The following is a 14116-nucleotide window of genomic DNA, read 5'->3' as shown; positions in this document are numbered from 1 at the left end:
GCTCTCTGTCGATGGTGTGAAGGACCTGTCCAGCCAGGCCGTGGATAACGTCAGGAACCTGGGCGAGTTCGCCGAGTCCCTCCCCTTCGATGCACCGGACATCGACGAACTCCTGACCTCCGGCCTGTCCTGGTTGCAGGAGAACGTCGGCGAGATCCTCTCCCGGGTCTCCTCCGGTCTCGGCACGATCGGGTCCGTCACCGTGACGATCCTGCTGACCCTCGTCCTCACGTTCTTCTGCCTCAAGGACGGCGACCGGTTCTCCGCCTGGCTCCTGCGCTGGACGACCGGCACGGTCTTCGTGCACACCGCCGAGATCTCATCGCGAAGCTGGAAGACCCTCTCCGCCTACGTCTCCTCACAGGCAGCCGTGGCACTCGTGGACGCCGTCTTCATCGGTGCCGGCCTCTGGATACTCGGTGTGCCGCTGGCCCTACCACTGGCGGTCCTGGTCTTCTTCGGCGGATTCCTCCCCGTTATCGGGGCCGTCGGATCAGGCTTCCTCGCCACCCTCGTCGCGCTCCTGGCCGACGGGTGGGTCACGGCACTGATCGTGCTGGGCATCGTGCTGCTCGTGCAACAACTCGAAGGCAACGTCCTGCAACCGATCCTCGTCGGCAAATCCCTCAAACTCCACCCGGCCGTCGTGCTCACCGCCGTCACGGCCGGCGGTACGCTCTTCGGACTCATCGGGGCGTTCCTCGCGACCCCGGTCATCGCCGTCGGCATGACCGCTTTCCAGTACGCGCGGGAGCAGATGCTCGAACCCGCCGCGGTCCCGCACACTGACACGGGCGAGGAACTTATCAGGACCGAAACAGAAGCCAACATCCCTTCCACGACGGAACGCCCACACCCTGCACCGGACTCTCGCTCGTGAGCGTCACACATCGTCACCTGCCCGCGATGGCCGGTAGCGGAGGTAGCTGTAGCAGGTCAGGAACGGTGAATTAGTGGAGGAAGGATCGGGACACTTCCAGCCAGGCATTCCTATAGGACGGAGCCACGATGAGTGAGCGCGCCTTCCGGACGGGAGCGAAAGGAGTCATCCCTACCGAAAGGTTCATTCTGAGCCTTGATCTAACGGCATGGAACTCGCGAGTCATGCAGCGCTTCGTCGCCTTCCTCTTTCGACTGAGCTCGCGCATTGGCACCGTGGTGACCCTCGCCGTCGTGCTCCTTACCGGGGTTCTGCTGACCCTGGGAACTGCGACCGGCGCCACCGAACTGTACGAAGCGACCGTGGAAGGAGACGGCGCCCAACTCCTCGACATGCCAGCACTCCAAGCGGCGATGGCGATACGGTCACCTCCTGTCGATGAGGCCCTCACCGCGTACACGACGATCGGCGGACCCATCGGCATGAGCGCCCTGGCCGGCACGATCATAATGGTGTTGGCCATCCGGCGACGATCCTGGACCCCCGTGGTGCTTGTCGTCCTCGCCGCTGCAGGTTCCGTTCTCATCACCGTCGTCAGCAAGCAGTTCATCGGACGCGCCCGACCACCCCTGAGCAATGCCATCCCACCGTACGAATACTCCAACTCCTTCCCCAGCGGCCACGCACTGAACTCCCTGGTACTGGCCGGCATCATCGCCTACCTGCTGATGCTCCGCCGACAGACACGACGAACCGTGGCATGGACAGCGGTCATCGCCATCCTCTTCGCGATCACCATGGGTATCAGCCGTGTATATCTCGGCCACCACTGGCTCACCGACGTCCTCATGGCCTGGCTGCTCGGCGCGCTCTGGCTCATCATCGTCGTCACCACTCACCGCCTTTACCTCTCAGCGCGGTTGGCGGCACGAACCAGTAGGAGAGCGCGGTGAACGGCTTTCGCATTCCTCGTCCCTTCAGTTTCCGGGAGGCACCGTCGAGGCCTACCTTTTCGCCGCAGCGGAACGGGTTGCGAAGTGCAATGGCAGGGTTAGGAGCCTCGACAGGGACCTGGGTTTCGCTCGGACGACGGGAACCCTTAGGTCTTAGGGAGGCAGTCGCCGGGGATGTTCGCTCGTCAGGGATTCGAGGGGGCCCGCACAGGTCCAGTAGGCTGGAAAGCCCCTTGACCGTCCACTATCGGAAGGCCATGGTCTGGTGCTGATCATCCTGATGGGTCTGTTTGCCGGTGCCTTGATCGCACCCTTGCTGTTCGCGCGCCTTGGCCGGTCAGCGTTCTTCGTGCTAGCTGCTTTTCCCGCTGTCGCTTTTGTGTGGCTGATGTTTTCGTTGCCTGCCGTTCTGACTGCCGACCAGCGGGCCTTGCCCGGGCAGCCAAACGCCCCGCCGTCGATCACGGTCTCCTGGATCCCCAGTCTGCAGCTCGAACTGGCTTTCCGGATCGACGCCCTCGCGGCCGTACTCTGCATCCTCATCCTCGGCGTCGGCGCGCTGGTGTTGTTCTATTGCGCGCGTTACTTCAAGAGTGATGACCCTGACGTCGGGGCGTTCGGAGCCCAGCTGCTCGCGTTCGCTGCAGCGATGTTCGGGCTGGTTATCTCGGATGACCTGATCTTGCTGTTCATTTTCTGGGAACTGACAACGATCCTGTCCTACCTGCTCATCGGGTACTCCCGGCACCGGCTCTCAGCGAGGCGATCCGCGCTCCAGGCACTGATCGTGACGACCTTCGGCGGGCTCGCCATGCTCGTGGGTTTGGTCATGATCGGCGAGTCCGCAGGCACGTACCGAATTTCCGAGATCCTCGCAGATGCTGACGGGTTGGTCGCTCGGGGAACAGTAGTTGATGTTGCCATTGCCTTGGTGCTGGTTGGCGCCATCACGAAATCAGCGCTCGTACCGTTCCACTTCTGGTTGCCCGGTGCTATGGCGGCTCCCACCCCGGTAAGCGCTTATCTTCATGCTGCCGCCATGGTGAAAGCCGGCATCTTCCTCGTCGCCCGCTTCGCGCCCGGGTTCAGTGAGACTGCCTTCTGGTACCCGGTGATCCTCGTGTTGGGGATGACGACGATGCTGGTTGGCGGATGGCGGGCATTGCGACAGTTCGACCTCAAACTCGTGCTGGCCTATGGCACGGTCAGCCAGCTCGGTTTCCTGACCATGGTCGTAGGACTGGGCGGAGCCGATGGAGCGCTTGCCGGTCTTGGTTTGCTGCTGGCTCATGGATTCTTCAAAGCCACCCTATTCCTGGTCGTGGGCATCATCGACCACCAGACAGGAACCCGAGACATCAGGAACCTTTCAGGGGTAGGTCACCGCGCCCCGGTCCTGGCCCTCACCGCCGTTGTGGCGGCTGCTTCCATGGGCGGGGTTCCACCGTTCTTCGGGTTCGTCGCGAAGGAGTCCGTGTACGAGGCGTTCGTGCATCGGGCCGAGGACGGTGTCGCTGGTATCTTCCTGCTCGGAGGGATCGTGCTCGGGTCCATCCTGACCTTCGCGTACAGTGCGCGGTTCGTGTGGGGGGGATTTGCCGCGAAACCGGGCCTGAGCCCTACTCCGATCAAGCGGATCCGTAAGTCCTTCCTGATCGCCCCGTGCATTCTTACCGCAGGCACCGTTGCGTTCGGTGTGTGGCCTTCCCCTTTGAACGCTGCTGTGCAACCGTACGTGTCGCTGTTCGAGGCGCCGGAATCAGCCCCGTATCTGGCCCTCTGGCACGGCGTGAGTCTGGCCCTGGTCTTGTCCATCATCACCCTTATCTGCGGAGCCGTGATGTTCTACGCGCGACTGCGGATCGAACGATGGCAGGACACGTTGTATCCGGTCTTCGATGCAGAACGCACCTACAGGAACAGCATCGGTGTACTCGACGACGTCGCCGTATGGGTAACAGGGAAAACCCAGCGCGGCTCCCTATCCTTCTACCTGTTCGTCATCCTGACCATGGCCGTGGCAACTCCCCTGACGGCTTTGATTATCTTTGACGCCCCCATGCCATCCGGGTTTGTGCTCGCGGAATCATCTGCCCAAGTAATCGTCGGCGTGGTGATCATCGCCGGGATCGTCGCGGCTTTGCGTGCGCAGAAACGGTTCACGGCTGTACTGATGGTGGGTATCACCGGCTACGGGATGGCGTTGATCTTTGCCCTGCACGGCGCCCCGGATCTTGCACTCACACAGGTTCTGGTGGAAACGATCGTGCTGGTTGCCTTCGTCCTAGCCCTACGGTCCCTGCCCGCCCGGCTGGGAGATCGTGCGGCGAGTGTTAACCGTTGGTTCAGGGCAGGCCTGGGGATTGTATTCGGCGCAACCATGGCCGTCATCGCCATGTCTGCGATGGCCTCACGGAACGCCGCCCCGATCTCGCTCGCGTATCCGTCAATGGCCTACGACGACGGTGGGGGCGCGAACGCCGTCAACGTCCTGCTCGTGGACCTCCGTGCGTGGGACACCTTCGGGGAGATCACCGTGCTTGCAATCGCGGCAACCGGTGTCGCGAGCCTCATCTTCGTCCGCGGGCGCGGCGACAAACGACACAGGGCCGCTGATGTGGAGGACGGCTCCGTGGACCGGGGCCAGGAATCCCTGAACGCGTGGGGTCGCGGAAGCGCAGCACGTCACCTCGCAGCCCAATTCGCCGGCTCGTCGAACGACCCGTGGCTCGTCGCCGGACAAACCCTGGCCCCGGAGCGCCGGTCGATCATCTTCGAGGTCATCACGCGGTTGCTCTTCCACACAATCATCATGGTGTCCCTGTACCTGCTGGTCGCCGGCCACAACCTGCCCGGTGGCGGCTTTGCCGGCGGTCTCGTGGCCGGTCTGGCCCTGGCGATCAGGTACCTCGCCGGGGGTCGGCTGGAACTGGCCGAAGCAAGCCCGGTCAGCGCCGGCGCCCTCCTGGGCATAGGCCTAGCGATCGTCTCCCTCACAGCCGCAGCCCCACTGCTCATCGGCGGTGCGGTCCTGGAGAGCTACATCCTCGAATTCTGGCTGCCGGTCTTCGGCGACGTGAAGTTCGTGACGTCGACCATCTTCGACATCGGCGTGTACATCATCGTCGTCGGTCTCGTCCTCGACGTGCTCCGGAGCTTGGGCTCAAAAATCGACGAACGCAGCGAATCCGACCCGGAGGACGATGGCCTGCTCACTCGACACCAGCAGCGCACGGACGACGGCGAAACGGTAGCCCGGTAATGACCATCAACATCACCCTCATCGTGCTCATGGCCGTCTTCTTCGCGGCCGGCATCTACCTCCTGCTCGAGCGCAGCCTCACCCGGGTGCTGCTCGGACTGATCCTCCTCGGCAACGGGGCGAACATCCTCCTGCTCTCCATGAGCGGAGGCGGGGGCAAATCCCCGCTTTACGTCTCCGGGACGCCGGCGGAGGACTACACGGACAGCCTGCCGCAGGCACTGATCCTGACGGCGATCGTCATCACGTTCGCCGTGACCGCGTTCATGCTCGGCATCATCTACAGGTCCTGGGTGCTGGGCCGGGAAGACGTCGTCCAGGACGATCCCGAGGACCGGCGCGTGGCGGACCAGGACAGTTACGACTACGAGGACGACGCCGACGTCCCGACCGAGACCACAGAATTCGTTCATGAACTACCCGATCCCGCTGACCCGGCCCGGGGCAGCGTCGATGAGGCAGAGGAACGCCCCGGAGTGCAGCGCGTCAACAAACTGAATCACAAAGGATTACGATGATCGCCGCCGACCTCGCTCCCCTCGCGATCGTCCTGCCGTTCCTCGGGGCCGCCGTGACGTTCCTGCTCATCCGGCACTCGCGCGCCCAGCGCGCCGTGAGCATCACCACTCTCGGCATCACGCTGCTGATCGAGGTCGTCATGCTCCTGGCCGCGCCGTCCGCAGGCACGCACGCCGTGAAGCTCGGCGGCTGGGAACCGCCGTTCGGCATCGTGCTCGTGGTGGACCAGTTCTCGGCCCTCATGCTCGTGGTCTCCTCCGCCGTCAGCCTCTCGGTGCTGATCTACGCCGCGGGGCAGGGCATGGCCGACGGCGACGAGGATGGCCCGGTGTCGATCTTCCACCCCACCTACCTGATCCTCGTCGCGGGCGTCTCGAACGCCTTCCTCACCGGCGACCTGTTCAACCTCTACGTCGGCTTCGAGATCCTCCTCACCGCCAGCTATGTCCTCATGACGCTCGGCGGGACCGCGCCGCGCATCCGCGCGGGTGTCACCTACGTCGTGGTGAGCGTGGTGTCCTCGATGCTGTTCCTCATCGCGATCGCCATGATCTACGGGGCCACCGGGACCGTCACCATGGCGGACCTCGCGGTGAAGCTCGAAACGGTGGACCCGGCGACGCAGATGGTGCTCCACCTCATGCTGCTCGTGGCGTTCGGTATCAAGGCCGCGGTGTTCCCGCTCTCGTTCTGGCTCCCGGACTCCTACCCCACGGCGCCCGCACCGGTCACCGCGGTGTTCGCCGGTTTGCTCACCAAAGTGGGCGTCTACGCGATGGTGCGGGTGGAGACGCTGCTCTTCCCCGGTGACCGCATCAACTCCCTCCTGATGGTGGTCGCCCTGCTGACGATGATCGTGGGGATCCTCGGTGCCCTCGCGCAGGACGACATCAAAAGACTGCTGTCCTTCACCCTCGTCAGCCATATCGGATACATGGTCTTCGGCCTGGCCATCTCCACACGGATCGGACTCGGCGCCGCGGTCTACTACGTGGCCCACCACATCACCGTCCAGACGAGCCTGTTCCTCGTGACCGGGCTGATTGAGCGCCGCGGCGGGACCGCGAACATGGACCGGCTCGGCGGCCTCGCGCGGCTCTCCCCCCTGCTCGGCATCCTCTTCTTCCTCCCGGCCATGAACCTCGCGGGCATCCCGCCCTTCTCCGGCTTCCTCGGCAAGCTCGGACTCATCCAGGCCGGCGTGGACCTCGGCACACCACTGGCCTACATCCTCGTCGCAGGTGGGGTAACCACGAGCCTGCTGACCCTCCTGGTGATGGCCCGCGTCTGGAACCGCGCCTTCTGGCGCACTCCTGCCGACGCCGACGACCCCGACCCCATCCTCCTCGCCAGCAAGGCCGACGGCACCAGCATCGGGACGTCCCGCCACGTCACCGGCGAGGACACCGGACGGTTCGCCGGCAAGGACCCGGTGACGCTACTGCCCCGCACCATGACCGGGCCCACCATCGGCCTCGTGGTCCTCGGCCTCGCCCTGACGGTCCTCGCCGGCCCGCTCTTCACCCTCAGCGACAGTGCGGCACAGGAGATGCTGGACCGCACCCCCTACATCGAGGCCGTCCTCGGGGCAGGGGCCGACCGATGAGCCGCCAGCACATCCCCCTCGTCACCGAACTCCCGCTCGTCATCTGGCTCGTCCTGGTCTGGGGCGCCCTCTGGCAGGACTTCAGCCCCGGCAACCTCGTGTTCGGAGCCGTCCTGGCCTACGTCGTCGTAAACTTCTTCTACCTGCCTCCCGTCGAGTTGACCGGCCGGTTCAATGTCCTCTGGCTGATTCCTTTCCTCGGGCGCTTCCTGGTCAAACTCGTCACGGCCAGCGCCGACGTGTTCTGGCTGGCTCTCACCCGGGGGCCGCGGCTCCGCAACGCCGTCGTCGCCGTAACACTGCGGAGCCACTCGGACTTCCTCGTCACGGCCACCGGCCACGCCATCTCCCTCATCCCAGGATCCCTCGTCCTGGAGGTTGACCGCTCCACCTCGACCCTCTATCTCCACTGCCTCAACGTAGATTCTCCCGAAGACGCAGAGGCGATTCGGCGTGATGTCCTGACCACGGAGGCCTGGCTCGTCCGAATCATGGGCACCAGGGCGGATCTTGCTTCCCTTCGCGCCGAGGAGGCAAGCCGATGAACGCCGTGATCTACCTGGTCGGAGGGATACTCTCCGTTGCGGCCGCCCTTGCGCTGTACCGTGCCGTGCGCGGACCGTCGATCCTCGACCGCGTCCTGGCCCTCGACGTCGTCCTCGCCATCATCGGCGCCGGGCTCGTCCTCAACATGGTGGCGAACCGGCACCTCGACAACCTGATCCTCCTCGTCGCCGTCTCGCTGATCGGCTTCATCGGCTCCGTCACCGTTGCCCGCTTCGTCACCGACAGAAAGTAACGGCCATGATCAACGACGTCATCGTCTCCGTCCTCCTCATCGGCGGAGCGCTGATGTCCCTCGCCGCCGGGATCGGCCTCGTCCGCTTCCCCGACCTCCTCACACGGATGCACGCCGCGACCAAACCGCAGGTCCTCGGACTCCTGCTCTTCCTCCTGGCCCTCGCGGTGGAGACCGGAAGCTGGCCACTCGTGCCCGTGCTGATCCTGTGCTGGGTGTTCCAGCTGCTCACGAGCCCCGTATCGGCGCACATGGTGGGCAGAGCCGGTTACCGCACACGGCACCTGCGACGCGATCTCCTCACCCTCGACGAGCTCGACGACGTCGTCACGCGCGCGGCTCGCAACGACACACCTCAAGGATCAAGAACTCAGGCGCAGACAAACGATCAAGAGTAAGGCCAAGACGTTTCAGGGCAGGCGCCATGGACTGCTGCTCATCACTCTTCACGGTAGGGACGCACCATCGACCACCAGCGGTGGTGGTAGTGGGAACCAACCGCCAGAAAAAAACATGTGAGCGACAGTGCGATGTAGAACAGCGGACCGACGATCAAAGGACTGAACACCGCATGGTTAAGCCACCAAACGGCAATCACTACGCTCACCAGCGCAGCAGCCAACAGCCGACCTCGTCGCACTGGCTTCTCGCTCATAATGACTCTCTCCGCCCTGTCTATTGAGCCGTGGCTCCTCAGATCCAGCACAACAGACTGCCCGCAGACACACAAACCATCACAACAAACTCAGTGACACACTTCCCTGCACGCAGTCGGTTGCACACGTTACTTCCTTCTTTCAGCACGACCTGTGGCACGGTGGATGGATGACACCGGACGCAGGAACCTATGACCTCGAGGATTTGCGGGCGCGGGTCATGCAAAACAACGGCGGATCGGTGGATGACAGCATCCCCGAACTCGCCGCCGCGGACGCCGACCAATGCGCGGTGGCCCTGGCCCTGCCCGACGGGACGGTGCGCGGCACGACGCAGGCGGAGTCGCCGTTCAGCGTGCAGTCGGCGGTCAAACCGTTCCTGTTTGCCCTGGCCCTGCTGGACACGGACGGTGACGCCCTGGACCTTATCGGAATCGAACCGACCGGCGAAGCTTTCGACGCGATCAAGCTCGAGAGCGGCACCGGCCGCCCACCTAACCCGATGGTGAACGCCGGTGCGCTGCTCACGGCATCGCTCATCGACGGCAGTAATGTCGACGAGCGTAACGAGCGGATCCTCCGAGGCCTCTCCGCCTTCGCCGGGCGTCAGCTCGAAGTCGATGAAAGCGTCGCCCACAACGAGCACCTCCTCGGGGACCGCAACCACGCCCTCGCACATCTCATGCGGGCGGAGGGAACGCTGCACGTCGGTGCCGACGATGCCGTCGCCGTCTACGCTCGAGCCTGCGCCGTCCTCGTCGACGTGAAGGCACTCGCGGTGATGGGGGCGACCCTCGCCTGCGGCGGAGTCAACCCGGTGTCGGGTGAGCGCGTCGTCCCGCCGGCCGTGGCCCGCGACGTCGTCTCGGTCATGGCGACCTGCGGTGTGTATGACGGCTCAGGCCGGTGGATGCGTGCAATCGGCATCCCCGCGAAGTCCAGCGTCTCCGGAGCGATCGTGCTCTCCGCCCCCGGGCGGCTCGGTGCCGCGGTCATGAGCCCGCCTCTCGACGAGCAGGGAACGAGCGTGCGCGGGCGAATCGCCTCCGACCTTCTGAGCGTCGAGCTCGATCTGCACGCCTTCGGCTCGGCGATGAGCGGTGACCACGGGGCACGCGCATCCCGCATCAAGCCATAAGCTCGGGTCTGCCGTGACAAATGCGGACCCATGCGCCCGCACCCATAATTCAAAGCCGTGTTCTGCTGGTGCCTAGAGGAATTTGTGGGTTCACCGCATGGAATCTGAAGTACTGCAACTACGCCCAGCGGCACGCCTGCGCGCGTTGCACAGTGCTGCGCGGTTAAGTATTTTCCCGGGTGTGAGGTTCCCTCCCTCTTTCACGACGCAGCAAGGCGCCTACTGGAGGGAGCGGCCCTATGGGTCTAGCAGAGGGCCGGAGCCGCTGAAGGGGCGGCAGGAACGCTGTGGGATGCACATGTCCTGCCGCCCCGTCTCACTCCTATCCCGGCCCGATTGGATCACTTCACCCTTTCGGTGCTGCCCGCAAGCTGGTCCCGCCACGGGTCAGACGCTCCACCCCGAGCTGATCTCACCCGCTTGCGCCAGACGGACGCGTTTCTGTAAGACCTGTCCGACGTAATGCTTCGTAGACGTCAACCCGTCTACGCACATCAGAACGGACCGCCGGTCCGCACTACTACGTCTCGAAAACCTAAAGGTTTGCGAGACACCTGGACTGGTCGAGCACCGCGCAACCACTCCCCCGGAATCACGGGCCTTCTTCTGTCTTGGAAACTTGTCTCGCCGTGTTTCGTCTCAAAAGTGCTCGCATTCAGGGTTCTTTAGCCAGAATGGCGAGATAAGGCATCTCGGATACACCAGGGTCAGCACCTCGATTCAGGACGCGCAATTACAGCTCGGTGCATTGATCGCCTCCGGCGTACACAAACGGTAGGTGTTCGCTGATGTGACTTCGGGGACGAGGGCTGCGATTGAGCGGCCTGGAATGAAAAACTGCTCGAGTACGCCGACGAAGGAGACACCGTCGGGGTGCGGCGCGTCGACCGGCTCGGCCGCTCTCATCGATGTACTCAACGCGGTGAACATGCTCGGCGACCCCGGGATCCTCGTCCGGTCCCTCTCCGACGGGATCGATCCGGCGCCGTGGACCGGGCGGTTGATGCTGAACATGCTCGTGACCCTGGCCGAGTACGAACGGGAGCTTGTCGTGAAGCGTATCAACGTCGGCATCGCTGCCTCTCAGCAGAACGGCACCCGCTTCGGCCGGCCAGCCGTGAATTTGAAGGACAGCGCCGACAAGCTCGCGATTGCCTCCGATGCCCGGGCGAAGGGTTGGAGGGCCGAGGAAGCTGCCCGTCTCGTGGGCTGGAGCCGGGCTACCCCCTACCGACACCAGCAAACCGCGGCGATCACTCAGACTTCTCTACCCCGATAACGCACACGGCAATTTCACTCTCGCTGGGTCGCACTACCAGGGCAACCGTTGGGCCGGTCGCTCGAGAGCCACCGGTAGGCTTTCGCGATGACGTCATCGCGGGACCTTATCAGCCACTCGCTAGTGCAGCGGCTTCATTGGGCTTCGGTGCTGTGCGGAGTGGCTGCACTGGTGATTCTGGTCCTGGGGTGGTGCGGACTGATCCTTGTCCTCGGTGCGTTTGTCCCTCCGCCATGGGTCGTGGGTGTTGTCCTGTCAGTCGTCTCCGTCATCCTCGGTCTTGTCCATCGGCGTCTGGTCGTTGGTGAGGACGACCGAAGAACATCTCCGGGTGGTCGTCGAGTAGCGCCGGTGTGGAGGAGTGTTACGCCCCTGGCTGTTGGCGGGTGCGTCGTCGCGTTCCTCGGAGACGCCGCCTTCGGTGCTACATATACGGTTCTAGAACCTTCCGCATCGGATGAATGCCGGGCCGTCGCCCGGGAGAGTTCATTTCTCATGTCAGGTGGAGGCCAGGTCTACTCGGTGCACCCGATGGGTGTGGGCTGGCGTTCAGGATCATGGACCGCCGACGACGGAATTCGCCCAATCGACAACGAACAGTACGAGTTGTCCTGGGGATCGGAAAGTGGAGCACTACTGGTGCACGGAGACGGTCATAATCCTGTTTACCCGAGCTTGCACGAAGTCGCCTGTGACTAGACGCGGCACTGTGCCCGGATCCCCCATCGGCTCGACGGAAATCTGTCCAACCCGCACCGCACCGACCCGTATTGCGACTCACATGCGCGGGCGACATCGAGGGCCGATGAGTTTGCGGTCGCAGGACCGTCTGAAAGGTAGTGGAAGGCTGTTCGGCCTGCTTCGCAGAACCAATGTCAGGAGTAATTACTATGGCGGCACCCCTTGTGTACATCAGCTTCCCTGGAACCGCGAGGGAGGCACTCGGGTTCTATGCCGATATTTTCGGAGGCGACTTGTTCCCGAGCTCCTACGAGAATCACGGGAGGATCGACGGCCCACCAGAGGCTGTCGACCATGGGGTCCTTGATGGTGTTGTCTCCCTCGCGGGTTCTGACACGCCGGAGGGAGAGCCTTCGGTGCGGTGCGAGGGCCTGTTGCTGTCCTTGCTGGGCACAGCTGAGCCGGCAGTGCTGCATGAGTGGTTCGACAAGCTCAGTGTCGGCGGTTCGGCGATAGATCCCCTAATGCAACGGCCGTGGGACGGCGCGGACGGCCAGGTCACCGACCGGCACGGGCTCCGGTGGCTGATCGGCTACGAGTCAAAGGCGTGAGCGACGCCCAGCTGCTCGCCCACCTGACGGCCGTGCGAAACCACCTATTGGACGCCGTCGAGGGGCTGACCGAAGAGCAGATGAGCGTACCGCTCGTACCGTCGGGGTGGACCATGACGGGCTTGCTGAACCACCTGGCGTTTGACGACGAGATGTTTTGGATCTCAGCCGTCCTCGGCGGGGACTCTGTTGCGATCGATGCCCTCCATGATGGGTGGCACTCCACACCCGTGACCGGCGCGGACGCCGTCCGTCTCTACCGGGAACAGATCACCAGTAGCGATGGAATCCTCGCCGGCCTGGACCTGGATGCACCTCCCCTCTGGTGGCCGCCCGTTGCCCAATTCGGGCACCCGCCCATGGCAGACGGGCGCGAGGTCGTGTTCCGCGTCCTCGCGGAAACCTCCGTCCACGCCGGCCACCTCGACATCGTGCGTGAACTCATCGACGGACACCAGAACCTCGTCGTGAACTAGCCGACACACACACCTGCACCTGCATTTGCAGCTGCTCAAGAACCCAACCGAAAGGCCACCCGATGCCCTCCTTCGCCATCCTCATCTATGCCGATGAGTCCCTCCACGCCCTCGAAGCCGCTGACGCCGACCTCGAGGAGAACGACCAGCACGCACGCGACCTCCAGAACTCAGGCTCGATGTCCCTCGCCTACGCCCTCACACCCAGGGCCAGCGCCGTGTCCATCCGACGCCACAGCACAACTGCGGGACCGTTCATTGAGGCGGACCAGTTCGTCGCGGGCTTCTACGTCATCGAAGCACCCGATCTCGACGCCGCGATCGCCATCGCCCGCCTGAACCCGGCCGTCCGCACCAGCACCGGCGGCGTCGAAGTCCGCCCCGTCCACAGCGGCGGCATCACCATGAGCGACTAGGTGTACTGCCCAGGGACAGCAGCGCCGACGAAGCTACCCGGGTTGAAGCAACAGGTAGGAGCAACAGTTCTCTGGGGGAATCATTGACAACCACCCCTGTGTAAAGCACCCTTGTCAGGACAAGTATGTTTTACATCAAGGGGTGGGGTGCAGAACAGTATCCGGGATCTTCGCGCCGACACAGGAATGTCGCAGCGGGAGTTGGCCGAGGCCCTGCAGGTCTCGAGGCAGACCGTCAACTCGATCGAGACGGGCCGCTACGACCCATCCCTGCCCCTGGCCATAGCCATCGCCCGCTATTTTCATCGCCCTGTAGAGGAGATTTTTCATGCAGACTGACACGCGCGCTTCCCGCACCGTGGTGGCCCTCGGGATCCTCGGAGTCATCCTCGGACTGGTGGCCGTCACCGTGGTCCTGCTCCGCGAGCACGCCCCAGGGAACATGATTCCGGGGTTCCTCGTCGGACTCGGAATCGGTATCGCCGGCGCCCTGGTCATGGCATGGAGGGTACTTCGCCGGCCCGAGCGCGCCTCGACGTTCGAACGCGCATGGACGCAGACCGGCGATGAACGCGAGGACACACTCCTCACCCGCTCGTTGGCCGTCGTCGGATTGGCCTGCCTTCCCCTGGTCGGGATCGCCACGCTCGCCATCGGCTTCGGAGCCGAACCACCCATGGTTATGACCCTGCTCATGGGGACCCTGTTCGTCAGCGGCGTCGGTTCGTTCGCGGTCTTCAGCCACCGCAACTAATTACACCGGGGCATGGACGGTTGGCCTGCTGGGACGTGAACAGGCAGGGTGCACACTGGGGTACCTGGCTGTTATCGGACGCGGCA

General features: G+C 64.0%; 15 protein-coding genes and 1 pseudogene. 15 read left to right on the top strand and 1 reads right to left on the bottom strand.

Going from position 1 to position 14116, the window contains the following annotated elements; translation table 11 throughout:
• From ACX80L_RS15820 to mnhG, 8 genes are all read left to right on the top strand, one after another.
• A partial coding sequence (locus ACX80L_RS15820; RefSeq protein ID WP_459290849.1) for an AI-2E family transporter occupies positions 1-880 on the top strand: 880 nt, incomplete at its 5' end.
• 224 nt (positions 881-1104) lie between these two features.
• The gene (locus tag ACX80L_RS15815; RefSeq protein ID WP_459290847.1) at positions 1105-1833 is read left to right on the top strand and encodes a phosphatase PAP2 family protein; all 729 of its coding nucleotides are present in this window, start codon (positions 1105-1107) and stop codon (positions 1831-1833) included.
• A gap of 265 nt (positions 1834-2098) precedes the next feature.
• Positions 2099-5095 carry a Na+/H+ antiporter subunit A gene (locus ACX80L_RS15810; protein WP_459290845.1) on the top strand — a complete coding sequence of 999 codons (2997 nt, stop codon included), beginning with the start codon at positions 2099-2101 and terminating at the stop codon, positions 5093-5095.
• Positions 5095-5613, top strand: a complete 519-nt coding sequence (locus ACX80L_RS15805; RefSeq protein WP_459290843.1) for a Na(+)/H(+) antiporter subunit C — start codon at positions 5095-5097, stop codon at positions 5611-5613. The genes ACX80L_RS15810 and ACX80L_RS15805 overlap by 1 nt, the downstream gene beginning before the upstream one ends.
• Positions 5610-7220 (top strand): Na+/H+ antiporter subunit D, encoded by a 1611-nt coding sequence (locus ACX80L_RS15800; RefSeq protein ID WP_459290841.1) that lies wholly within the window; start codon positions 5610-5612, stop codon positions 7218-7220. Before ACX80L_RS15805 ends, ACX80L_RS15800 begins: the two co-directional genes overlap by 4 nt.
• Positions 7217-7765, top strand: coding sequence for a Na+/H+ antiporter subunit E (locus ACX80L_RS15795; RefSeq protein ID WP_459290839.1), 549 nt, complete (start codon positions 7217-7219; stop codon positions 7763-7765). Before ACX80L_RS15800 ends, ACX80L_RS15795 begins: the two co-directional genes overlap by 4 nt.
• The gene (locus ACX80L_RS15790) at positions 7762-8019 is read left to right on the top strand and encodes a monovalent cation/H+ antiporter complex subunit F (protein ID WP_459290837.1); all 258 of its coding nucleotides are present in this window, start codon (positions 7762-7764) and stop codon (positions 8017-8019) included. The genes ACX80L_RS15795 and ACX80L_RS15790 overlap by 4 nt, the downstream gene beginning before the upstream one ends.
• 5 nt (positions 8020-8024) lie before the next feature.
• Positions 8025-8417, top strand: coding sequence for a monovalent cation/H(+) antiporter subunit G (mnhG, locus tag ACX80L_RS15785; RefSeq protein ID WP_459290835.1), 393 nt, complete (start codon positions 8025-8027; stop codon positions 8415-8417).
• Between the two features lie 41 nt (positions 8418-8458).
• Here the strand turns inward: mnhG and ACX80L_RS15780 are convergent, their stop codons facing one another.
• The gene (locus ACX80L_RS15780; RefSeq protein ID WP_459290833.1) at positions 8459-8674 is read right to left on the bottom strand and encodes a hypothetical protein; all 216 of its coding nucleotides are present in this window, start codon (positions 8672-8674) and stop codon (positions 8459-8461) included.
• A 170-nt stretch (positions 8675-8844) separates the two neighbouring features.
• On the opposite strand from ACX80L_RS15780, the gene glsA reads away from it, so the two are divergent.
• From glsA to ACX80L_RS15745, 7 genes and pseudogenes are all read left to right on the top strand, one after another.
• On the top strand, positions 8845-9813 hold the full coding sequence (gene glsA, locus ACX80L_RS15775; protein ID WP_459290831.1) for a glutaminase A: 969 nt from the start codon (positions 8845-8847) through the stop codon (positions 9811-9813).
• Positions 9814-10495: 682 nt separating this feature from the next.
• Positions 10496-11092, top strand: a pseudogene (locus tag ACX80L_RS15770) (recombinase family protein).
• A gap of 890 nt (positions 11093-11982) precedes the next feature.
• Positions 11983-12384, top strand: coding sequence for a VOC family protein (locus ACX80L_RS15765; RefSeq protein ID WP_459290829.1), 402 nt, complete (start codon positions 11983-11985; stop codon positions 12382-12384).
• On the top strand, positions 12381-12860 hold the full coding sequence (locus tag ACX80L_RS15760) for a mycothiol transferase (protein WP_459290828.1): 480 nt from the start codon (positions 12381-12383) through the stop codon (positions 12858-12860). The genes ACX80L_RS15765 and ACX80L_RS15760 overlap by 4 nt, the downstream gene beginning before the upstream one ends.
• Before the next feature lie 62 nt (positions 12861-12922).
• Complete coding sequence (locus ACX80L_RS15755; RefSeq protein ID WP_459290826.1) at positions 12923-13276, top strand: YciI family protein; 354 nt, start codon at positions 12923-12925, stop codon at positions 13274-13276.
• Between the two features lie 147 nt (positions 13277-13423).
• Positions 13424-13615, top strand: a complete 192-nt coding sequence (locus ACX80L_RS15750) for a helix-turn-helix transcriptional regulator (protein ID WP_459290824.1) — start codon at positions 13424-13426, stop codon at positions 13613-13615.
• On the top strand, positions 13605-14030 hold the full coding sequence (locus ACX80L_RS15745) for a hypothetical protein (RefSeq protein WP_459290822.1): 426 nt from the start codon (positions 13605-13607) through the stop codon (positions 14028-14030). Before ACX80L_RS15750 ends, ACX80L_RS15745 begins: the two co-directional genes overlap by 11 nt.
• Positions 14031-14116 lie beyond the last annotated feature (86 nt).

This window comes from Arthrobacter sp. MDT1-48-3, from assembly GCF_054511015.1.
Note: the sequence above shows the minus strand (reverse complement) of the source record. Positions and strands in the feature narration are given on the sequence as shown.